The organism is Pseudanabaena sp. PCC 6802, assembly GCF_000332175.1.
In the GTDB taxonomy this organism is placed as follows: Bacteria; Cyanobacteriota; Cyanobacteriia; order Pseudanabaenales; family Pseudanabaenaceae; genus PCC-6802.
Map to the genome: position 1 here is coordinate 4,192,405 of NZ_KB235914.1, position 21,036 is coordinate 4,213,440.

At 48.9% G+C, this 21,036-nt stretch carries 21 protein-coding genes; 7 read left to right on the forward strand and 14 right to left on the reverse strand.

Going from position 1 to position 21,036, the window contains the following annotated elements:
• Positions 1-9: 9 nt before the first annotated feature.
• From PSE6802_RS0125395 to rpsM, 8 genes are all read right to left on the reverse strand, one after another.
• Positions 10-762, reverse strand: a complete 753-nt coding sequence (locus PSE6802_RS0125395) for an amino acid ABC transporter ATP-binding protein (protein WP_019502826.1) — start codon at positions 760-762, stop codon at positions 10-12.
• Between the two features lie 181 nt (positions 763-943).
• Positions 944-1,357, reverse strand: coding sequence for a 30S ribosomal protein S9 (gene rpsI, locus PSE6802_RS0125400; protein WP_019502827.1), 414 nt, complete (start codon positions 1,355-1,357; stop codon positions 944-946).
• Between the two features lie 3 nt (positions 1,358-1,360).
• On the reverse strand, positions 1,361-1,828 hold the full coding sequence (gene rplM / locus PSE6802_RS0125405) for a 50S ribosomal protein L13 (RefSeq protein ID WP_019502828.1): 468 nt from the start codon (positions 1,826-1,828) through the stop codon (positions 1,361-1,363).
• An 85-nt stretch (positions 1,829-1,913) separates the two neighbouring features.
• The gene (gene truA, locus PSE6802_RS0125410; RefSeq protein WP_019502829.1) at positions 1,914-2,774 is read right to left on the reverse strand and encodes a tRNA pseudouridine(38-40) synthase TruA; all 861 of its coding nucleotides are present in this window, start codon (positions 2,772-2,774) and stop codon (positions 1,914-1,916) included.
• 23 nt (positions 2,775-2,797) lie between these two features.
• Positions 2,798-3,148: a 50S ribosomal protein L17 gene (gene rplQ, locus PSE6802_RS0125415; RefSeq protein WP_019502830.1), complete on the reverse strand. Its 351-nt coding sequence runs from the start codon at positions 3,146-3,148 to the stop codon at positions 2,798-2,800.
• Positions 3,149-3,287: 139 nt separating this feature from the next.
• Positions 3,288-4,238: a DNA-directed RNA polymerase subunit alpha gene (locus PSE6802_RS0125420; RefSeq protein WP_019502831.1), complete on the reverse strand. Its 951-nt coding sequence runs from the start codon at positions 4,236-4,238 to the stop codon at positions 3,288-3,290.
• A gap of 76 nt (positions 4,239-4,314) precedes the next feature.
• Positions 4,315-4,710: a 30S ribosomal protein S11 gene (gene rpsK / locus PSE6802_RS0125425; protein ID WP_019502832.1), complete on the reverse strand. Its 396-nt coding sequence runs from the start codon at positions 4,708-4,710 to the stop codon at positions 4,315-4,317.
• 152 nt (positions 4,711-4,862) lie between these two features.
• On the reverse strand, positions 4,863-5,246 hold the full coding sequence (rpsM, locus tag PSE6802_RS0125435; RefSeq protein WP_019502834.1) for a 30S ribosomal protein S13: 384 nt from the start codon (positions 5,244-5,246) through the stop codon (positions 4,863-4,865).
• 307 nt (positions 5,247-5,553) lie between these two features.
• On the opposite strand from rpsM, the gene PSE6802_RS0125440 reads away from it, so the two are divergent.
• Entirely contained in the window at positions 5,554-7,014 is a 1,461-nt protein-coding gene (locus PSE6802_RS0125440; RefSeq protein ID WP_019502835.1) for an aminotransferase class I/II-fold pyridoxal phosphate-dependent enzyme, read from the forward strand.
• 251 nt (positions 7,015-7,265) lie between these two features.
• On the opposite strand, the gene PSE6802_RS0125445 is transcribed toward PSE6802_RS0125440, so the two are convergent.
• On the reverse strand, positions 7,266-7,481 hold the full coding sequence (locus tag PSE6802_RS0125445; protein WP_019502836.1) for a hypothetical protein: 216 nt from the start codon (positions 7,479-7,481) through the stop codon (positions 7,266-7,268).
• 79 nt (positions 7,482-7,560) lie between these two features.
• Positions 7,561-9,480 carry a transglycosylase domain-containing protein gene (locus PSE6802_RS0125450; protein WP_026103564.1) on the reverse strand — a complete coding sequence of 640 codons (1,920 nt, stop codon included), beginning with the start codon at positions 9,478-9,480 and terminating at the stop codon, positions 7,561-7,563.
• A 34-nt stretch (positions 9,481-9,514) separates the two neighbouring features.
• On the opposite strand from PSE6802_RS0125450, the gene tyrS reads away from it, so the two are divergent.
• Positions 9,515-10,831, forward strand: a complete 1,317-nt coding sequence (tyrS, locus tag PSE6802_RS0125455; protein ID WP_019502838.1) for a tyrosine--tRNA ligase — start codon at positions 9,515-9,517, stop codon at positions 10,829-10,831.
• A gap of 164 nt (positions 10,832-10,995) precedes the next feature.
• A complete protein-coding gene (locus PSE6802_RS31525; RefSeq protein ID WP_019502839.1) occupies positions 10,996-13,578 on the forward strand; it encodes a bifunctional diguanylate cyclase/phosphodiesterase in 2,583 nt (860 codons plus the stop codon).
• 93 nt (positions 13,579-13,671) lie between these two features.
• Here the strand turns inward: PSE6802_RS31525 and PSE6802_RS0125465 are convergent, their stop codons facing one another.
• The 3 genes from PSE6802_RS0125465 to egtC all read right to left on the reverse strand — a co-directional run bounded on the left by PSE6802_RS0125465 (position 13,672) and on the right by egtC (position 16,281).
• Positions 13,672-14,247 carry a Uma2 family endonuclease gene (locus PSE6802_RS0125465; protein ID WP_019502840.1) on the reverse strand — a complete coding sequence of 192 codons (576 nt, stop codon included), beginning with the start codon at positions 14,245-14,247 and terminating at the stop codon, positions 13,672-13,674.
• 43 nt (positions 14,248-14,290) lie between these two features.
• A complete protein-coding gene (gene moaA, locus PSE6802_RS0125470; protein WP_225902709.1) occupies positions 14,291-15,298 on the reverse strand; it encodes a GTP 3',8-cyclase MoaA in 1,008 nt (335 codons plus the stop codon).
• Positions 15,299-15,492: 194 nt separating this feature from the next.
• A complete protein-coding gene (egtC, locus tag PSE6802_RS0125475) occupies positions 15,493-16,281 on the reverse strand; it encodes an ergothioneine biosynthesis protein EgtC (protein ID WP_019502842.1) in 789 nt (262 codons plus the stop codon).
• A 60-nt stretch (positions 16,282-16,341) separates the two neighbouring features.
• Between egtC and PSE6802_RS0125480 the strand changes: the two genes are divergently transcribed.
• The 3 genes from PSE6802_RS0125480 to PSE6802_RS0125490 all read left to right on the forward strand — a co-directional run bounded on the left by PSE6802_RS0125480 (position 16,342) and on the right by PSE6802_RS0125490 (position 18,953).
• The gene (locus PSE6802_RS0125480) at positions 16,342-16,923 is read left to right on the forward strand and encodes a D-glycero-alpha-D-manno-heptose-1,7-bisphosphate 7-phosphatase (RefSeq protein WP_019502843.1); all 582 of its coding nucleotides are present in this window, start codon (positions 16,342-16,344) and stop codon (positions 16,921-16,923) included.
• A gap of 41 nt (positions 16,924-16,964) precedes the next feature.
• A complete protein-coding gene (rsmH, locus tag PSE6802_RS0125485; RefSeq protein ID WP_019502844.1) occupies positions 16,965-17,858 on the forward strand; it encodes a 16S rRNA (cytosine(1402)-N(4))-methyltransferase RsmH in 894 nt (297 codons plus the stop codon).
• A 126-nt stretch (positions 17,859-17,984) separates the two neighbouring features.
• Positions 17,985-18,953 carry an NAD(P)-dependent alcohol dehydrogenase gene (locus tag PSE6802_RS0125490; RefSeq protein ID WP_019502845.1) on the forward strand — a complete coding sequence of 323 codons (969 nt, stop codon included), beginning with the start codon at positions 17,985-17,987 and terminating at the stop codon, positions 18,951-18,953.
• Between the two features lie 144 nt (positions 18,954-19,097).
• Here PSE6802_RS0125490 and PSE6802_RS0125495 read toward each other — a convergent pair whose 3' ends face one another.
• Positions 19,098-19,691 (reverse strand): Uma2 family endonuclease, encoded by a 594-nt coding sequence (locus tag PSE6802_RS0125495; protein WP_019502846.1) that lies wholly within the window; start codon positions 19,689-19,691, stop codon positions 19,098-19,100.
• A gap of 149 nt (positions 19,692-19,840) precedes the next feature.
• On the opposite strand from PSE6802_RS0125495, the gene PSE6802_RS0125500 reads away from it, so the two are divergent.
• The gene (locus PSE6802_RS0125500) at positions 19,841-20,959 is read left to right on the forward strand and encodes a LuxR C-terminal-related transcriptional regulator (protein ID WP_019502847.1); all 1,119 of its coding nucleotides are present in this window, start codon (positions 19,841-19,843) and stop codon (positions 20,957-20,959) included.
• Positions 20,960-21,036: the final 77 nt, after the last annotated feature.

The window sequence follows — 21,036 nt, forward strand, 5'->3', positions numbered from 1 at the left end:
ACTTAATCTCTATAAAATCTGCGATAGGAATTTCTGAGTGCGCTCCTCTTTGGGATTTTGGAAAAAGTCAGCGGAGTTTCCCTCTTCGATAATCGCGCCACCATCCATCAAGATGATCCGATCCGCTACTTCCCTTGCAAAACCTACCTCGTGCGTCACCACTACCATTGTCATTCCCGAATCAGCCAGCGATCGCATCACATCCAATACCTCTCTCACCATTTCCGGGTCGAGTGCCGATGTGGGTTCGTCGAATAACATGATTTTGGGTTGCATGGCGAGAGAACGGGCGATCGCCACGCGCTGCTGTTGACCGCCAGATAGCTGACCTGGATACTTGTGCGCCTGCGGGAGAATTCCCACCCGTTCTAAAAGCTGCAAGGCGACCTCCTCTGCCTTGGGCTTCTTCCAACCTCTCACGTGCATTGGTGCGAGGGTGATATTTTGCAAAACCGTGAGATGAGGGAAGAGATTAAACTGCTGAAATACCATCCCAACTTCGCGGCGAATCGCATCCACATTTTTCTGCTTGGGAGATAATTCGATGCCATCGATAACAATCTTGCCCTGCTGATATTCTTCTAAAGCGTTAAAGGTACGGGCTACAGTGGATTTACCGGAGCCAGACGGCCCCATAATTACTACTACTTCACCGCCGCTAACAGTGAGGCTAACCCCTTTTAAAACGTGAAAGCTGCCATACCACTTATGGACATCCTCTGCCACAATCATAGGTTGTTTGACGGTTGACCGATCGCTCATATGGGTTAGCTCCTAAGCCTGTATCTATTGCTAGCATACTGTAGCCGCGATCGAATTTTTGTGCCTCTTGCTAGATTCCGATCCGGCAACGATCGTACAACGCAAAAAGCCTGCGATCGCAGGCTTAAAGTTTTATATTTGTACGGCAAACTCAAAAGCTGAGCGCTGAAAGCTATAAAAATTACCGCTTCGAGTATTGGGGAGCCTTACGTGCTTTGCGCAAGCCGTACTTCTTGCGTTCCTTAGAACGAGGATCGCGGGTTAAGTAACCTTCTACCTTCAAGGGCTTGCGGTTTTCTGGTGCTAGTTCGCAGAGGGCGCGAGCTACGCCCAACTTGATCGCATCGGCTTGTCCGGTCACGCCGCCGCCGTGGGCATTCACCAGGACATCGTATTCGTTTTCCAGTCCTAAGGTTTCTAACGGAGCTTTTACACCAGAGATGTGATCTGGATTGAACTGCAAGTATAGATCGCCAGGCTTGCCGTTAATTACGACATTACCGCTGCCAGGAACGAGACGCACTCTGGCGATCGCAGTTTTACGGCGACCTGTGCCCCAGTAAACGGCACGATTAGACTGATCGGTGGCTTGCATGTTCTATTTATCTCCAGGAATAGTGTTGAGTACGAGTGTTTGAGGCTGCTGTGCGGCATGGGGATGATTTTCGCCCGCATAGACTTTTAATTTGGTGAATAACTGACGACCTAAGGTGTTTTTGGGCAGCATCCCCTTCACAGCATGTTCGAGGATGCGCTCCGGTACGCGCTTAATTAGCTTATCGAAGGTCTCTTCCTTCATGCCGCCCGGACGACCGGAATGACGGCGATAAACTTTTTGGGAACTCTTTTTGCCCGTTACGGCAACTTTCTCAGCATTAATTACGATCACGAAGTCGCCCGTATCGAGGTGAGGGGTGTAGGTAGGCTTGTTCTTGCCGCGCAGGATTCTGGCAATTTCAACAGCCAGTCTACCCAGGCGCTGATCGGCAGCGTCAATCAGGTACCACTGGCGATCGCTGTCCTTTGGTAAAAAGGTACGGTTTTGATTGAAGGTTGATGTAGTCATGGAATTGATTGAGATTTCAGAGGTGGTTGGGTTTAACGTATTTGGTCAAAGCGTATGCAAAGCTGCGGAGCAGTAACGATCGAACTTAAACTTGCATGACTATCTCCCCAGGCAATCTCGCCACTGGCCTTTGCCGCCTGTCAGCCGTAATATTATCGGCAGAAATTTGAGCAAAGGGATCGTTATTATAGCCCACACCGAGCAGGCATAACCCCTGTGGTGGTGCGGCATATTTGACATCGCAACGGCGTTGCTGCTGCCAGATGCGAGTGAACTCGCCCACGCTCAGGCGCGATCGCCCCACTTCCACCAGCATCCCTACCAACAGGCGCATCATGCCGTAGAGAAATCCACTTGCCTGCATTTCCAAATAGACAAAGTCGCCCTCGCGCCAGCAGATCGCCTCCTGCACGGTTAACCAGGCATGGGGACGCTTGGAACCAGCACGCTGAAAGGCCGCCAGGTGTTGTTTGCCTAACATCGGTGCGATCGCTGCCTGAATTAAATCTCGATCTAGCGGATCGAGATAATAATGCCAACTGTAATCGCGCACGAACAGGTTGGGCGTGGCATTAGTAAATATGGTGTAGCGATAGCGCCGCCAGGTGGCGGAAAATCTGGCGTGCCAGTCGGAGGAAACCGCGACAGAAGCCTTAATCAGAATATCGGCGGGCAAGTAAGCATTCAGTACCTTTGCCCAGCGCTCCGGGGGTACCGGGCTGTTGGTATCAAAATGAGCCACCTGTCCGGAGGCGTGCACGCCCGTGTCCGTGCGTCCTGCCGCATGTAAGACCACTTTATGCTTGCAGATACCCGTGAGAATATCTTCAATGGTTTGCTGCACTGATATGCCGTTTGACTGCCGCTGCCAACCATGAAAACGAGTGCCCAGGTACTGGATCGCGAGGGCAACTCGATGCATTGGGGAGTCTACAACAGCAACCATGACAGCTTCTACAGTCTCTTACGCTAGACCAACTGAATTACTGCCATTTCCGCATTGTCACCGCGACGACGAATCGTGCGCACGATGCGAGTATAGCCACCATCGCGATCGCTGTAACGCGAAGGCACTTGTTCGAACAAGGAATGTACTAGCGCCTTGTCATAGATATAACCAAGTGCTTGGCGACGCGCGTGCAGAGAGCCATCCTTAGCCAGGTTAATCATCTTATCGGCAGTGGATTGCACGGCTTGTGCCCTTGCCTTAGTGGTTTTGATTTCACCTCGACGGATTAGCTCGGTGGTAAGGGTACGCAGGAGAGCCTTGCGCTGATCGGCAGGCTTGCTCAGTTGGGGAGTACGACAACGGTGACGCATGGCTTTTACTTACTAGACCTTTACTTAATTAGTTAACTAACTTAAATGACTTTAGATGGATTCTGTTAATACAGGGGGTGGGACTGCATCCCATGCAAGGGATAGCATCCCATGCACCCCATCTAAAATAATCGAATCTTTAACCAGCTTTAGCTGCTTTTTCTTGGGGCAGGGTCAACCCAAGATGGCGCTTGAGCGCTTCAACGACTTCCTCCGCCGATTTTTGACCGAAATTCTTGATTTCCAGCAAATCGTCCTGGGTGTAGTCCAGCAAGTCAGCAACCGTATTGATTTGGGCGCGTTTGAGACAGTTGTAAGCTCTTACCGAAAGCTGCAGCTCTTCGATATGAATTTGCTTGGTCTCATCGCCGTCATCTTCCAGAGTTTCCTTGGGTGGAGCCAGGGTGATTTCCTGGAGCGGTGTAAACATGCCAACCAGGATGTCGGCTGCCTGAGACAGTGACTCTTGGGGGGTTAGGCTGCCATTGGTGGTAATTTCAATTACAAGGCGATCCTTTGACGTACCGCTGCCAATGCGAGCGTCCTCCACCATGTACTTAACCTTACGCACGGGCATGAAAATCGCGTCAATTTGCAAAAAGTCAATTGCCGAAACTTCTTCCTTCGTGCGCTCTACGGAGCGATAGCCCTTACCCGTTTCAACCTTAAATTCCATTTCCAGAGTTGCCCCCTCGCAGAGAGTAGCGACGTACTGATCGGGGTTGATTACCTCAACATCCGAGGGCAGATTAAAATCGCCAGCCGTAACCGTACAAGGGCCTCTGGCAGTGAGGCGACAGATTTGTGAATCGGAGCTGTACGATTTCAGTACAATCTCCTTCATATTGAGAATTAGATCCAGAACGTCTTCGCGTACGCCAGGAATTGTGGCAAATTCGTGGTTAACTCCGGCGATGCGCACGGCTGTTACGGCTGCGCCTTCTAGATTGGATAGCAATACTCGCCTGAGGGAATTACCAACGGTAGTACCTTGTCCTCTTTCTAGGGGCTCCAGTACAAACCTGCTGTACTGACTTTTGTTCTTTGGATCTTCATAAGACTCAATACACTCAACCGTGAAGTTTGCCATTTTTGTACCGATGCGATCTCAGAAGGATTGGACTAGAGTGAAAAATTTGCAGATTGCAGACTGAAAGCAAGAAATATTAAACGCGACGGCGCTTGGGCGGGCGGCAACCATTGTGCGGAATGGGAGTGATATCGCGAATGAGCGTAATTTCTAAACCTGCTGCCTGTAAGGCTCTGACCGCAGTTTCGCGACCCGATCCCGGCCCTGAGACCATCACTTCAACTTGACGCATTCCCTGTTCCATAGCCCGTCTGGCAGCACCTTCAGCTGCGGTTTGTGCCGCAAACGGAGTGCCTTTCTTGGCACCTTTAAAACCACTGGAACCAGCGGAAGCCCAAGAAATCACATCACCGCCAGTATCGGCAATAGTAATAATTGTGTTGTTAAAAGTAGATTGCACGTAGGCGATTCCGGTCGGGACATTCCGCTTTTGCTTACGCACACCAGTGCGACGAGTTGCTGGGCGAGCCATAGTTAAATTTAGTTGGTTGCTTTAGTAATTTTGAATTATTGTTTAGATGGCGATTTTGTCGAGCGATCCAGTTGCCGATCGCGTTGGTAATTTTTCTGCCACAGAAATTACTCTGGCTAGCTCGATTACCAACGCTCGATATCGTAGAAACTCTATTTCTTAGAAGGAGCTTTCTTCTTACCAGCAACAGTGCGACGACCACCGCGTCGAGTACGTGCGTTAGTCCGGGTACGCTGACCGCGTACGGGCAAGCCAAGACGATGTCGCCTGCCCCTATACGTACCGATATCTACAAGGCGCTTTATGTTTAAACCTTCAAGACGGCGCAGGTCTCCCTCGACCTGGTAATTTGTCTCAACCTCTTGGCGTAAGGCTGTTACTTCCGCGTCACTAAGATCTTTTACTCTGGTGTCGGGGTTGACTTTTGTTTCTGCCAAAATCTTCTTAGCACTCGATAGTCCGATGCCAAAAATATAAGTCAAGCCAATCTCGACGCGCTTTTCACGAGGAAGGTCTACCCCTGCAATGCGAGCCACTATTTATCTCCCTAATACTCCTTTTGGTGCCATGCTAAGTAATATGAAATCATATGCTAGCTGGCAATTTTGCAGCCGTAGTTTAAGCTTCTAAGCGAAGCAAAATTTTGGGCAAATTCTATAATATACCGATTGTGCCAGTACGTGTCAAACTTATTTTTTGGGTTTTCCAGTTTCTCTTATGGCAGTTGCGGGATTGGCGAGGATGGAGTGCAGGGGGAGAATCCCTGCGTGGGGGTAGTAGCTCCTCCACGCGCTCATTTCAAAATTTGATTATTTACAGCTATATTTGCGTGGCGTTTGGGGAATGAATCAAGAAATCGCTCCTTTGCTAGAATTTGCGCGCGATTATTTGCGGGTTAATCATGCCCCATTTTATATGCCCGGACATAAACGCGGTCAGGGTATAGATCCTGAGTTTGCAGATTTGATCGGCAACAATCTATTTCGCTTAGATCTGCCCGAACTCCCTGGTTTACCTGAAGCGATCGCCGTGGCGCAGGAATTAGCAGCAAATGCCTATGGTGCCGATCGCACCTGGTTTCTAGTCAATGGTTCTACGTGCGGCATCGAAGCGATGCTGCTGGCAACCTGTCAGCCAGGCGACAAGATTTTATTAGGGCGTAACTGTCATAAGGCGGCGATCGCGGCGCTGATCCTATCCGGTGCCGTACCTGTTTATCTGGAAACGTCGTATGATGCGACGCTCGATCTCGATCTGGGTGTAACCCCAAGTACTTTGCGGTCTGCTCTGGAAGCTCATCCCGAGGCTAAAGCTGCGTTTGTCGTCAGTCCGAATTACTTTGGGGTCTGTGGTGAGATCGAGGAATTAGTGGCGATCGCCCACGATCGCAGCATACCCCTATTAGTCGATGCCGCCCACGGCGCGCATTTACACTTTCATCCCGATCTGCCCATTTCGGCGGTGGCGGCGGGCGCGGATCTGGTGGTGCAATCTACGCATAAAGTCAATGCCGGACTAACTCAAGCTTCTATGTTGCATCTACGCGGCAATCTGGTAGGGGGCGAGCGAGTCAGCCAGGCGTTACAGCTCGTGCAGTCAACCAGTCCCAGTTTGCTCCTACTGACATCGCTGGATGTGGCGCGGCGGCAAATGGCAGTACATGGCAAGGAATTGCTAGGCCAAACTTTAGCGCTGGCAGAATGGGCGCGATCGCAAATTCACAACCTACCCAACCTGGATACCTTCGATCGCCAACAAATTCCCACGCTCGACCCCACGCGCCTCACAGTTATGGTAGATCGACTAGGCATCACTGGCTTTGATGCCGATGCCATTCTGTACGAGCAATTGGGTGTAATGGCAGAAATGCCCACCCTGCGACAACTGGTATTTATTCTGACGTTTGGCAACACCAGTCAAGATATCGAGCGCTTAGTGAGGGCATTAATTCGTTTAGAGCAGGCACGCAGAGGGCAGTCACAAGGTAAGGGTTTAGCATTTGTGCGACAGTCTGGGCATCAAACACAAGAATTCATGACAAATGCTAAACCCCAACCCCAAATCTCCCCAAGAGAGGCGTTCTTTGCCAAGCGCGATCGCGTGGAATTTAAGTTAGCTTGCGATCGGATCAGCACCGAAATAATCTGCCCTTACCCACCAGGTATTCCCGTTATTTGTCCTGGCGAAGTTATTACTCGCGATGCCATAGACTTTGTGCTGGCAATTAAACAAGCAGGAGGCACGGTTAATGGTAGTTCAGATCCCACCCTAGAAACGATCGGAGTAGTTGCCCACAACAGCTAGCAAGGGGCAGGTTTTGTTTGGGCACGATCGATAATTATAGCTATAGCCAATAGGCTTAGGACGGGGTGCAGGGGTTCCACCCCTGCGTGGGGGCGCAGCCCCCACACCCCCTGTCCTAACAGATCTGTCTACGGCTATAAAGCAAGCGATCGGAAATTAGCCAGCGCCAAAAAAAAAGGAGCTGCTAGCTCCCTCAATTCACGTCTTAAATTCGGTTTACCTGTTTTGGAGATTTTGGAGATTTTTGGAGATTAGTTGATGGAGCGCAACAGGCTTATAAAGCCCTCATCGGCACCATATTCGATCACGAGCAAAAGGACAAAGCCCAGCATGGCAAAGCGACCGTTCCACTTTTCGGCAAACTCGGTGAAACCTACACGGGGTTCCTCATCGAAATATACGGGGGGTTCGTAGGCAAAATTGTTGAGGAGTCCGCGATCGTCTTTAATTACTGTGCGTTGGGTCATGGCTTTTCGTGGCTTGAATTTTATATTAAGTAATGTAACAAAAACTCAAGCGATCGCCATCATTCCTTAGAAATAAGATTCAACCCTTTTTATTAGGGGTTTCCACTTCTGAAGGTACAGGGAAGTTCTGGACGGGCGATCCGGCAAGTGCCCTATCCATGAAGTTGCGCCAGATCGGTGCGACGTAAACACCGCCCGTAACGCCGTTTGCCATTGGCGAATAGTCATCATTACCAATCCAAATCGCGGTTGCTAATTGGGGTACGTATCCGACGAACCAGGCATCGCGGAAGTCAGAAGTCGTGCCAGTTTTGCCTGCGACGGGGCGACCGTCGCTCAGGGCTGCGGATGTACCGGTACCATTGTTAATTACACCCCTAAGTACATCTGTAACTTCCGCAACCGCAACCGGATCGAGCAATAGTTCGCGCTTTGGCGTGTTATCGAGGATGACATTGCCATTACTATCGGTTACTTTAGCAATCAGGGTTGCCCTCACCTTGTAACCGCCATTGGCAAACATGGCATAGGCTCCGGCAATTTCAAGTGGCGTAACATCAGCCGCTCCTAATGGCAGGGACACTACGGGTGCGAGTGGACTGGTAATCCCCATTTTGCGACAGTCTTCGATTACCTTCTTAATTCCTACATACTGCCCTAGTCGAATAGCAGGAATATTGCGCGAAACAGCCACGGCTTGACGAATACTAATCGGCCCCATGAAAGTATTGTCATAATTGCGCGGCACGTAAGGTTCATCACCATCAGAATAGGTCACGGGAGTATCTTGGATGGTTGAGTCGGGCGCGTAGTCTCGGGTAGCAAATGCGGAATAGTAAACGAAAGGTTTAAATGACGAACCTAGCTGGCGGCGGGCTTGCACGGCGCGATTGAATTGATTGTTCTGATAGGGGCCAACTCCACCCACTAACGCTTTCACAAAGCCCGTACGAGGATCGACTGCCACCAGTGCTAGTTGATCGGCATATGCGCCGCGATCGACTAACTCCCGATGGCCTTGATTGGCGACTTCTTCGGCAATGCGCTGCATTTTTAAGTCGATCGTAGTTTGAACCCGCAGTCCACCCTTTAAAACCGCATCTTTACCGAATTTTTCCTCTAGCTCGGCGGCAACAGCTTGGGTAACATAAGGTACGCGGCTAGCTTCGTAGGATGTTCCCTTACCGAGTTTAATTGGTTGAGCTTTTGCTACTTTTACTTCCTCGGGTGTAGCCCAGCCTAGCTCTAGCATCCGATCCAGGATCAATCCCTGGCGGTGTTTTGCGGTTTTATAGCTGTCAAACGGGTTGAATACCGAGGGAGCCTGAATGATTCCTGCCATCATGGCTGCCTCGGCGAGGGTGAGGTCGGCGGCGGATTTGTTGAAGTAATTCTGGGCTGCGGTTTCGGCTCCGTTAGTATTTCTGCCCCAAAATACTTGATTGAGATACATTGCCAGGATTTGATCCTTGGTAAATACCTGCTCTACTCGCATTGCCAATACAGCTTCAGCTAATTTGCGGCTAATGCTTTTTTCGTTGGGCAGAAACAGGTTTTTGACTAGCTGCTGGGTCAGAGTAGAGCCACCTTCCACTGTTTCGCCGCTTCTAAAGTTAACCAGCACGGCACGAGCAATGCCGCTAGGATCGACACCTTTGTGCGTGTAAAAGTAAGCGTCTTCGATCGCCAGGACAGCGCGTTTGAGATGGGGGGAAATGCGATTAAGCGGAACGACTTCGCGATTCACATCGCCGTGCAGCCTGGCAATCAGATTGCCGTTAATATCGTATATATAGCTGGTTTCTGTCGGTGCGTATCCTTTTAACACCCTGACATCAGGTAGATCTCGGAAACTCAGCGCCAAACCTACTAAACCACCAGCGATCGCGCTGCCGCCTAGCAAAACTGCTGCCAGCATAGTACCACCAACGGTTTTAGCAACGGTTTTTAAAACATCTCTTTTCACAGGTCTAGGCTGTTTTAAACTATTAGATGCCACTGTAATACACTCGCTCAACAAAACCAATTCTGCTGTGAGTTTAACCGACACTGACCCCAATTTGCCACAACAAGAAATTAAGTTACTGAAGTCGCTGCTGGAACGCGGCGTAGTCGAAGTCTTTCCCGATACTGTCGGAACAGAAACTACTGATGGCAGTTTTTGCTCTCATACTTTGGCAGACAAACTTAGGATTGCTAAACAAGAAGGTCGCCGTTTGCGCGTCAAGTTAGGCATAGATCCCACTCGTCCCGACTTACACCTCGGGCACACGGTTGCTCTCCGTAAATTGCGTGCCTTTCAAGATGCCGGTCACGTAGCAGTATTGATTATTGGAGATTTTACTGCCCAAATAGGCGATCCAACTGGCAAATCGGAGGCTCGCCCGCGTCTTAGCGCCGAAGATGTAGCTCATAATGCTGCTACGTATCTCGATCAAGCTCGAAAGATCCTGGACTTCAGCCCCAAATGCTTGGAGTTACACCACAATAGCGAATGGCTGGGCAAGCTAGACTTGTCAGAAATAATTAGCTTGTTGTCAAGCATGACCGTAGGACAAATGCTGGCAAAGGAACAGTTTGGAGAGCGCTATGAGAAAGGCACTCCTATTTACCTGCATGAGTTTCTTTATCCATTACTACAAGGCTTTGACTCGGTGGCGATCGCATCAGATGTCGAGTTGGGCGGCACAGATCAAAAATTCAACATCCTGGTAGGTCGAGATCTGCAATCGCATGGTGGGAAATCTCCTGGCGGTTTTATGGCTCAGCGCCTGCGCGACTATGATGGGCCAAGGCAATTCGGTATGCTGTTGCCGCTGTTGGTTGGTCTTGATGGCGTGCAAAAAATGTCCAAGTCACTGGACAACTACGTCGGTCTGACTGAAGATCCGCTCTCCATGTATTCAAAACTGGAAAAAGTGCCAGATAATTTGGTTAATAGCTATTTCGAGCTATTAACCGATCTCGAAATAGCTTCGCTACCTGCAAATCCTCGGGAAAAGCAAAAGCTGCTGGCGCTGACAATTGTGGGTCAGTATCACAGCCCTGAGGCGGCACGGCAAGCCCAACAGGATGCGGAGAAGATCGTCCTATCCGGCTCAACTGAAAGTTTAGGCGAAGTGCCGGAATTCGATCTGTCTCAAGTGCAATTTCCTACGCCTTTGTTTTATTTGGTGAAAGCAAGTGGATTGTGTAAAAGCAATAGCGAAGCGCAAAGTCAGATCAAAAATGGTGCGGTGCGTCTAGATGGCGAAAAATTGCAAAATGCCGACCTAGGCTTTGCTACTGCTGAGGAATTGAGAGGTAGAGTCCTACAGGTTGGCAAAAAGAAATTTCTTCGCTTAGTTTGACATCCAAGCGTAGTTTTAGTTAGTCTTTCAGGAATGATGAAAACATTGATAAATAGATTATTATCAATGCATATCTTTGTCCCCATTGATAATTGGTAATAGATGCTAGAACCCCTGAATTCGAGATCGCTAATTAAGAATACCTAACCTCGTGCAGCAACGTCATGCAGCAAAAAAACAAGCGATCGCGCTCATTGCCATTAAATTTAATCCTGATTGCCCCATTTGTAGTTCAAATTGTCGCAGCAATTGGCATTACAGGTTGGCTGTCTTATCAAAACGGACAGCGCACGGTTAGCGATCTTGCCACTGGGTTGCTCGTCCAAGCTAAGTTGCGCGTCAAGGAGCGATTGGATGGACTGTTAGATCGGTCCGAGGCGGTCGTCCAATCCAATACTTTTGCTTACCAACAAGGTCATATATCTCTAGATAGAGAGGCAGATTTACAAAAATACTTTTGGGAGCAAGTTCGTCGCAATCGTTCTTATCAAAGAGCCTTTTTTGTAGGGGATGAAAAAGGCAGGTTTCTGTCAGTACGTTCTGATAATACAATGACAGCGATCGAAAATCTTGAGACTCAACAAAGAGTTCTCTATTCCCTGGATAGTCAAGGAAATCGCCAACAGCCGCTCAAGCGCATTCGCTACGATCCTCGCCAACGGAATTGGTACAAGCAAGCCTTGCTTGAGCTAAAACCGATCTGGACAGAGCCATACCTTTTTGCCTCTGGGGTGCTGGGTATTACCACTGCTGAGGCGATTCGCAACCCTAGCGGACAAGTTATTGCAGTATCAGGGATTGATTTGAGTTTAGATGATTTTGATGCGTATTTACAAAGTATTCAGCCCAGTCCATCCAGTCAGCTATTCGTCATCGAGCGATCGGGACGACTAGTTGCTGCTTCTCATAAGCCATCTAACGTAAACGCACCCAACGATACCGCACCGTTGCAGCGTATTCTGGCAACTGACACTAACAATCCCATCATGCGCGAGAGCACAAGGTACCTGTTGTCAACTGAGGGTAATCTCAAGCAAGTCAATGAGTCTCTGACAGTTGAGTTGTTTATTCAAAATGACCGATATTTTCTTTCAGTGCTTCCGTATCGATTTAACGAAAACCTGGACTGGTTAGTCCTGACAGTTGTTTCAGAAAAGGACTTCTCGCGTCAAATCCAGGAAAACAATCGCACGACGTTTCTGCTGTGCGGCATCTCTCTGTTTGTAGCGATCGCGATTGGGATGCTGACTTCGCGATCGCTGACGCGAACAATTGCACGCTTGACTAAAGCAACTGATGAAGTGGCACAGGGTAATTGGCAATTACCAGTGGTATCGAACGGCGGCTCCAAAGAGATGAATACTCTAGTTGATTCGTTCGATAGTATGGTGGAGCGCCTGCAAGAAGTGTTCGGCAAACTTGAGAACTTTGCCTATGTTGATGCCTTAACCGGCCTGCCTAATCGTGCGGCATTTCTCGTGAGCTTGCAACAGGCAATTGCGACGGCTAAGCATTCTACACCGCAGTCATTTGCAGTACTGTTAATAGAGCTTTACTCTTTTAAGTTGATCGAGAATAGTCTGGGGCCAGCGATCGGAGACTTATTGTTAAAAAGCGTTGCCACTAGACTACAGGAATGTCTGCAAGTCAATGAAAATAGTGCGGTCTACATATCGCGACTCGAACGCGACGAATTTGCCATTCTCGTCAAAGACATCGCTGAGGCAAGTTCTGCAGTTACTACCGCTCAAAATATTTTACAGGCATTCCAGCAGCCTTTTCGTCTCGGACAACAGGATATCCTGGCAGAGGCGATTGTCGGTGTAGTTGTCGATCCCGAGCAATTCAATTTACCTGAAGAAATCCTGCGTAATGTCAACCTTGCTAAGTTTAGCGCCAAGGCGCAAGGAAAGCAGCGCTATGTTGTATTCGATGGCTTGATGCGGATTGAAACTACCGAGCGATTGCAGTTGGCAGCCAACCTGCAATACGCGATCGCTCGAAACGAGCTTGAGCTTTGGTATCAACCGATTATCACGCTCGATCCAGGGCGGATTGCTAGCTTTGAAGCACTGGTACGCTGGAAACATCCCACTTTAGGTCTAGTGTCTCCTCTGAAATTTATTCCGATCGCTGAAGAGACCGGCACAATTGTCAGTATTGGTGAATGGATTCTGCGTACTGCCTGTCTGCAGAAACTAATGTGGAACGAGCAAAGCCCAACTCTACAAGCGGTTCAGATTAGCGTGAACGTATCTGCTCAACAACTACTATCACCTGATTTTGCCGATCGAGTAGAACAAATTTTGCAAGAGACAGGTTTAGAAGGGCATCACATTCAACTAGAGATTACCGAAAGTGCTGCTGTGAGCCAGCCAGCCACGATCGGACAGATGCTAAAACGCATACAAGCGCTAGGAATGAAGATTTGTATTGATGATTTTGGTACGGGGTACTCGCATTTAAGCCATCTTTTGCAACTACCAATAGATATACTCAAAATCGATCGCTCGTTTGTGGGAGAGATTGGGGTCAATCCCAAAAATGCCGAGATTGCGAAGACAATTCTGGCGTTGACTAAGAGTTTGGGAATCGAAGCGATCGCTGAAGGTGTAGAGACATCAGGTCAGTTGGAGCATCTGCGATCGCTCAACTGTCTGAAATTCCAGGGTTATCTCTTCTCGCCTCCTATCCCTGCGGATCGAGTACTTAGTTTCCATCCCACCATTCCTGGGCTTAAATCCTGATTGCAACCTAGAACTATCGGTGGTAGGCTCAAAATCTGTCTCCTCAAGCCAGGTTCGCTATGACCCTTATTATTCTTTGCAGCAAGTCAGTCGTTACCAAATTGCTTCAAGATTAAGCGTGAATCCAGGTAATACATCTTCACCTGAGAGCGAAGTTGGAGATTGTAGTATCTCGACCGATCCGTCAAGACGATAGATTTCGACTTGCCTATCCTTGCGATTAATTAACCAACCCAGCCTTACTCCATTTTCCTGGTATTCTCGCATTTTCTCTTGAATGACTTTGAGGTTATCGCTTGGCGACATTAGCTCCATCACAAAGTCGGGACAGATGGGTGCAAATTTTTCGCGTTGTTCTAAGCTCAGTCCTTCCCACCGTTCTGTTAAGATCCACGCTGCATCTGGAGAGCGATCGCTCCCGTTAGGCAACTTAAACCCAGCAGAAGAGTCAAAGGCAACTCCTAGTTTTGCTTGACGATTCCAAATTCCCAGATCGGTATTAAATTCAAAATTACGCCTGCCTGTATCGCTACCTGCGGGTGCCATGATAATTAAATCTCCTTGTGCATTGCGCTCAAATCTAAGGTCAGTATTTTTTTGACAAAGTTGAAAAAATTGCTCGTCTGTCAGTTCAATTGCAGGTTTTAAGCTTACAGTTAGAGAGTTCATAGATTAATCGCCAACTTATTAATACTTATTGTACATGCCCAATCTAGCCGCCAATCTGTGACATGGTACGATGATATGTCTTTTGTTCGCCCGTGCCGCGATCGCGATCTTTAAAATTAATCTCTGTCTTTAAAAACAGTAATTCCTCTACTTTGCCTCGTAATATTTCATATCCATCTCCCTTCCGGAGCGACGTTTTTAAATCGATTTGACCGGACTCATTCAGTAAGCAGGGACGCAACCAGCCATCAGCAGATAGACGCACGCGGTTGCAGCGATCGCAAAAGCACTCTGACATCTGACTGATAAAACCAAGCGTACCTTTGGCACCAGGAATTTGGAAGATATCGGCGGGGCCATTACCGCGACAGTTACTTTCGATCAAGCCGTAGCGATCGCTAATCAGTTGTCGAAGGGTGGCAGAATCTACCCAGCCTTTATGCTCGAATAAATCGGTGTTGCCAATCGGCATGAATTCGATAAAGCGGACGTGCCAAGCGCGATCGATACTGAGGGCGGCAAGATCGAGAATTTCGCGATCGTTTACACCTGGGATAACCACCACATTCAGCTTTAACGGATCGAAGCCCACTGTATGGGCTGCTTGAATGCCTTGCCAGACTCTCTCCCAGCGATCGCGTCCGGTAATTTGCCGAAAGACATCGCGATCGAGCGAATCGAGACTGATATTGATCCGTCGCAGACCTGCATCGTAGAGCGATCGCGCCATATCCGATAGTAGATAAGCATTTGTCGTCATCGCCAGATCTTCTGTCTCTGGAAGAGCCGCAATTTCCCTGACTAGATCCACTATGCCCCGCCGCAGCAATGGTTCTCCGCCTGTAAGACGAAACTTATGAAAGCCCAGGGGAATGAATACTTCGCGTAGAAGCGAGATCAATTCCGAATTTGTTAACATCTCCTGCGACTGAATGTAGTCAAACTCTGCTCCCTCGGGCATGCAATATTGACACCGAAAATTACAGCGATCGATTAAGCTGATGCGAAGATAGTCAACAGTATTCCTGGATATATTCCCTGATGTATTCACGAACAAAGTTCCTATCAGCTAGTAAATCGCATGGCAAAGCATACCTTGCTGTAGGGGCAGGTTTTGTAGTTAACCTACAACTAGATTCGTTAGATACGGGCTAAACCTGCCCCTACTAGAATCTCCCTGAGTCCCTCATCGAATGTATGATAATCCATCCTAGCCTATGCCGCTTCGATCGCGGCGTTGGTTGGTTAGGTAAGCCCGTGCCACTTGACTTGCAAATCCTGAGAAACCGCTAAGATGCTGTTCTCTGGGAAAGCGATCCAGGCTTCATCCGGGAATAATCGTTCTGAAGCAACTACGATCGCACGGGGAAATTCGACACAACCTTGCAACCAGTATAGCGATGGTGCGGGTGAAAGGCTGGCGCAACGGCAGGCAACCAGTTGTTTGCCATCGCTGAGGATTAAATTTAAAGAGACTTTCACGCCAAATACTCGCGCCCAATCCAGTACCTGTAGAAGCGTGGTTTGCAGTCCTGCAATGAGGTCGTTCGATCGCTGCAAATTATGGCACAATAGCGCGAAAATATGTTCGGAATCGGTCGTACCGCCAATTGCCTGATAGCGATCGTCATCGAGTTCCTTGCGCATAGGACGATAGAGAGAAGCGCGAAAGTTTTCGATATAGCCATTGTGAATGCCCAGGAGGCGATCGCTGCTAAAGGGCTGGCAGTTACTGAGATCGACGGCTTGACCGGGCGTGGCGCTTCTGACATTAGCGAGAATGCAACTCGACTCGATGTAGTGGCTGAGATGAGGTAGATTGATATCGCTCCAGATCGGCAGGATGTTCTTGTAGGTGAAGGGCGTAGCTTGTCGAGATAGGTCATACCAACCAATGCCAAAGCCATCCGCATTTAACAATCCCCCCGTCATTTCCTGAGGCTTGTAACTCTGTACTACTAAGGAGTGCGTTGGTTTTTCGATCAGATTATGTAAAAGTGTAGGTTGACCTAAATAGCCCAGTAAGCGACACATAGTAGTAGAACTTTTAATTGCATACTATTGCATATTACTAGCGATTTACCAGTCAACCCTATGCTCAAACCAGCGGTATTTCTCGATCGCGATGGCGTGCTCAACCAGGAAGCAGGCTACATCGATCGCCTCGAAGACTTAGTACTTATGCCTGGAGCGGCAGCGGCGGTGCGATCGCTAAACGATCGGCAAATTTTTTGCTGTCTTGTTTCCAACCAGGCGGGAGCAGCCAGAGGTTACTACTCTTTAGACCACATAGAGGCTCTGCACGTCCGCCTGCAATCTTTACTGCAACAGGAGGCAGGGGCACGCCTGGACGCGCTCTACTACTGCGGTTCGCTCAGCGCTCCAGAGGGGGGAGTTAATCCCGAGCTAACCTATTGGTCTACCTGGCGCAAGCCGAATACGGGTATGTTAGTGGCAGCCGCGTGGCAGCACGATCTGGATCTGCGCTGCAGTTTTATGGTGGGCGATAAAGCAACCGATATCGATCTAGCTCGTAATGCAGGCTGTAAGGCTATTCTGGTTGCGAGTGGCTATGGAGCGCAGGTACTATCTGGAGATTATCAACATCCGGTTCAAAGCGATTATGTTGCGGCGGATCTGCCCAAAGCTGTAGGCTGGATTCTGCAACAGCAATAGCAAGTCCAATTTTAACTATTCTGAATCGCACTGCGATTTTTATGACATTGTCCGATCTAAAGTCTGTCCCAGCACAAGAATTTCACCATGTTCCAGTTCTAGCTGATGCTCTGATTGCAGGGCTAGAGATTGTAGCTGGCGGAAATTATTTGGATTGTACTGTGGGTGGTGGCGGGCATAGTGCTTTAATCCTCGCGGCTGCGCCGCAGGTGCAGTTAGTCGCAATCGATCGCGATGAAATGGCGATCGCCGCCGCACGAGTAAAGCTAGCCCCCTTCCCATCGCAGGTACAGTTTTGGCATGGTAACTTCAAAGACTACCTGCCCCCTAATGGACTGCTATTTGATGGCATCATTGCCGACCTGGGCGTAAGTTCGGCACAACTGGATCTGCCGGAACGAGGTTTTAGCTTCAGAGAAACGGGCAATCTGGATATGCGCATGGATCGGCGGCGATCGCTTACTGCCGCAGAGCTAATCAACCACAGTTCCGAGGAGGAATTAGCCAATATCTTTTACCAACTTGGTGAGGAGAGACTATCGCGCCGGATTGCCAAGACAATTGTGACCCAAAGACCGTTTTATACCACTACCGCACTGGCAGAAGCGATCGCCCGTTGCGTGCCGCGCAGCTATCGCTACGGCAGAATTCATCCCGCCACTCGCGTATTTCAAGCTTTGCGCATTGCAGTCAATCAGGAATTGGAATCTCTGGAAACATGGCTAAAACTGGCACCAGACTGGCTCAAACCGGGTGGCAAGATCGGCGTAATTAGCTTCCACAGCTTAGAAGATCGCTTAGTCAAACATGCATTTAAGGAAGACGATCGCCTGCAAGTTATTACCAAAAAGCCAATTATCGCTACCGAAGCGGAAATGGCGACAAATTCGCGATCGCGATCGGCAAAATTACGATTAGCGCAGCGCGTAGGTTAGTTACTTGAGTTCCCACTTTTTCTAGTACTTCCTTCCATGCCCGTCTTAATTTTTAGGCGGCTTGCGCCGCCCGACTGCCTGCGTCTAAAATACCTCATTCGCTAAGTCTATTTTTGAGGAACACTCATGAAAGCGTTTGTATGCACAGAGTACGGATTGCCTGAGGTTATGCAGCTAAGGGAGATAGAAAAACCTACTCCCAAGGGCAATGAAGTACTGATTAGAGTATATGCAACGACAGTAACGTCAGCAGACTCGCGCATACGAAAAGCCGATCCATTTCCCGTCAGATTTTTTTATGGGTTGCTCAGACCCAAGAAAAACACCGTACTGGGGTGCGAACTGGCTGGAGAAATTGAAGCAGTAGGCAAAAATGTAACTCTTTTTAAAGCAGGCGATCGCGTGTTTGGGGGAACGGGAATGGGGTTTGGCGGCAATGCTGAGTACGTATGCCTGCCTGAAGAAGGAGCGATCGCCATAAAGCCCGTCAACATCCCCTATGAGGAAGCCGCTGCCCTTACTTTTGGAGCAACAACCTCATTGATTTTCCTTAGAGATAAGGGAAATATTCAGAGCGGGCAAAAAGTGCTGATCTATGGAGCTTCTGGAGCGTTAGGGACGGCAGCCGTGCAGCTTGCCAAATACTTTGGTGCAGAGGTTACAGGGGTATGCAGTACGGCGAATTTGGGATTGGTAAAATCCCTAGGAGCCGACGAGACGATCGATTACACTAAAGAGGACTTTACCAAAAGCGGTAAGAGCTACGATATTGTGTTTGACACGGTAGGCAAAAGTCCGTTTTCAGGTTGTCTGCGATCGCTAAAACACAATGGAATCTATCTCAGAGCCGTCCACATCGATCTGTACTCGATATTTCGAGGTCTATGGGCTTCAGCGACAAGCAGCAAGAAAGTAATTGGTGGGGTAGCAATGGAACGTGCGGAAGATTTGCGCTTCCTTGCGAGTTTAGTTGAGGCAGGAGCGTTCAAACCAGTCATAGATCGCCGCTATCCATTCGAGCAAATCGCAGAGGCTCACCGCTACGTCGATACCGGACACAAGCAGGGGAATGTAGTTATAGCGCTTTTCAATTGAGAAAGGGTTTTTGTTTATGGGGTAAAGGGGTTCCACATGGCAGTGGCTCTAGCGGGGAACCCCAAGACCTCCCTGCATCCCCTTCTTGAGGGCAACGCCCCCAAATCTCCTCCTCGGTTTCATCTGAAAACCGCTATAATTCAATTACGTCTCTGCTGTTTTGGGCGATCGCGACACAAATATCTGTGCCACCTCACAGGTGAAGCCGGGTAGCAAAGGAGAAGTAATTGCGTCTCCAACTAACAGCGTTTTTGCTAGCGCCAACTGAGCCTGCTCGCGACGATATACTTCAATTCTTTGGGCGATGCGATCCACAATCCAATATTCCCGCACGCCCTGCACCGAATACAACTTCAGCTTGGCAGAGCGATCGCGATCTTCATTCGCCTTCCCAGGCGATAGTACTTCCACCACTAGTTCCGGGGCACCGCGAAAATGTCCGGCATCATCTTGAATTTGAGCGAGTCGTTCGTAACTGACCCAAACTAGATCGGGAGCAACATTGTCAGAATCCGAAAAAATCAGGCCGGGCATAATTGAGGGTTCCCCTAAACCGCTGTCAAGAGACCAATTGTCCAATACTGAGAAAATTCGTCCGATTACATACTGGTGTTTATGGTGAGGGGCACGCGTCACAAACAGTTCTCCATCTATAATTTCATAACGAATCCATTCGTTATCTGGTAACGCTTCTACATCCTGAATAGTCCAACGTACGCCGACCTTAGTTTGGCTCATGATGGTTTCTCGGCAGAGTAGTGTATGAGGTTATTTTAGGCGATCGCTCTACCCAGACCAACAAGTACCGGAAGGTTTTGTGATTTGAGATACAAAGTCAAGGGCTTATTTGCGCGTCAATTAGGACTGAGTATGTTTCATGTAGGCAAATGTCTAACGCCCTGAGCGATCGCTTAGAAGCAACGCGGATTCTGTTTGACCTGCAGCAGGGGACGGAAATCGTTCAGAGTTTGGCGGGATGCTTGGAGCCAGAGGAAATCGCTCGACGGGTGACGGATGGTTTAGTCGCTCGCTTTGATTGTGCGTTTGCACGGCTCTGGTTACTAGAGGAAGATCTTGGCATTCTCAAACTCGTCGCTTCGTCAGGGCTATATACCCACACAAACGGTTCCTTTTCCCGCGTGCCGATGGGGGCTTACAAGGTAGGCAAAATCGCGCAGAATCGCGTATCTTTTCTCAGCAACAACCTGCCTCAAGAATCCTGGGTAGGCGATCGCGACTGGGCGATCGCCAATAATATGAATGGGTTTGCAGGCTATCCTTTAACGGTGGGCGAGCGGGTGGTGGGAGTTCTGGCGTTTTTTAGTCACGGACGCTTAGAGCCAGAATTCCTGGAGGTGCTACAAACCCTATGCGCGATCGCTACGATCGCCTTAGATAACGCGATTCAATACCAAAAGGAAAAACAAATCTGGCTTAGCCATCCGCCTACAGTGGAAAATCCGGTTCTATCCGATCGACTGGTTAGCATTCTCAAAACAACACGCTTAACTTTGATTGGAACTGAGCGATCTCTCAGTCCTCCGGTAAATTTTCTGTTTCTACAAGTGGCTGAGTGTTTGAAGCAGAGCGGCTGCAGCTACGGTCGATTGATTTATGCTGAGGAGTCAGTGACTTTAGAAGCGCTCGTACCAACAATGCGCTCGAAGGCAAAGCATTGGCTACAAGTTCAGCTAGAACAACTTAATTTTATGCTGCGCTCTCTTGGCGGCGCGATGCGCGTTCAAATCAGCCCAAATAATCGCGCGATTGAGGTGGTGCTCAGTATTCCCTATGTTTGCGAGCGCGATCGACAAGTGCTATCGGAGCGAGAAGTGGAAATTCTCACTCTTTTAACCAGAGGCGATCGCGATCGAGATATTGCCGATCGACTGGTCATTAGCGAAAGTACGGTCAAGTTTCATATCAATAGCGTAATGGCTAAACTTAAAGTGCGGACTCGCTATCAAGCCATTCATCAGGCTCTGATTAATGGGTGGATTCAGTGACCTGTTGATTTAGATAGGAATTTGGAAGCAAGAGGAGTATTTGCGATCGCTCTACCTCTCCTTACCGCTAGACTTAT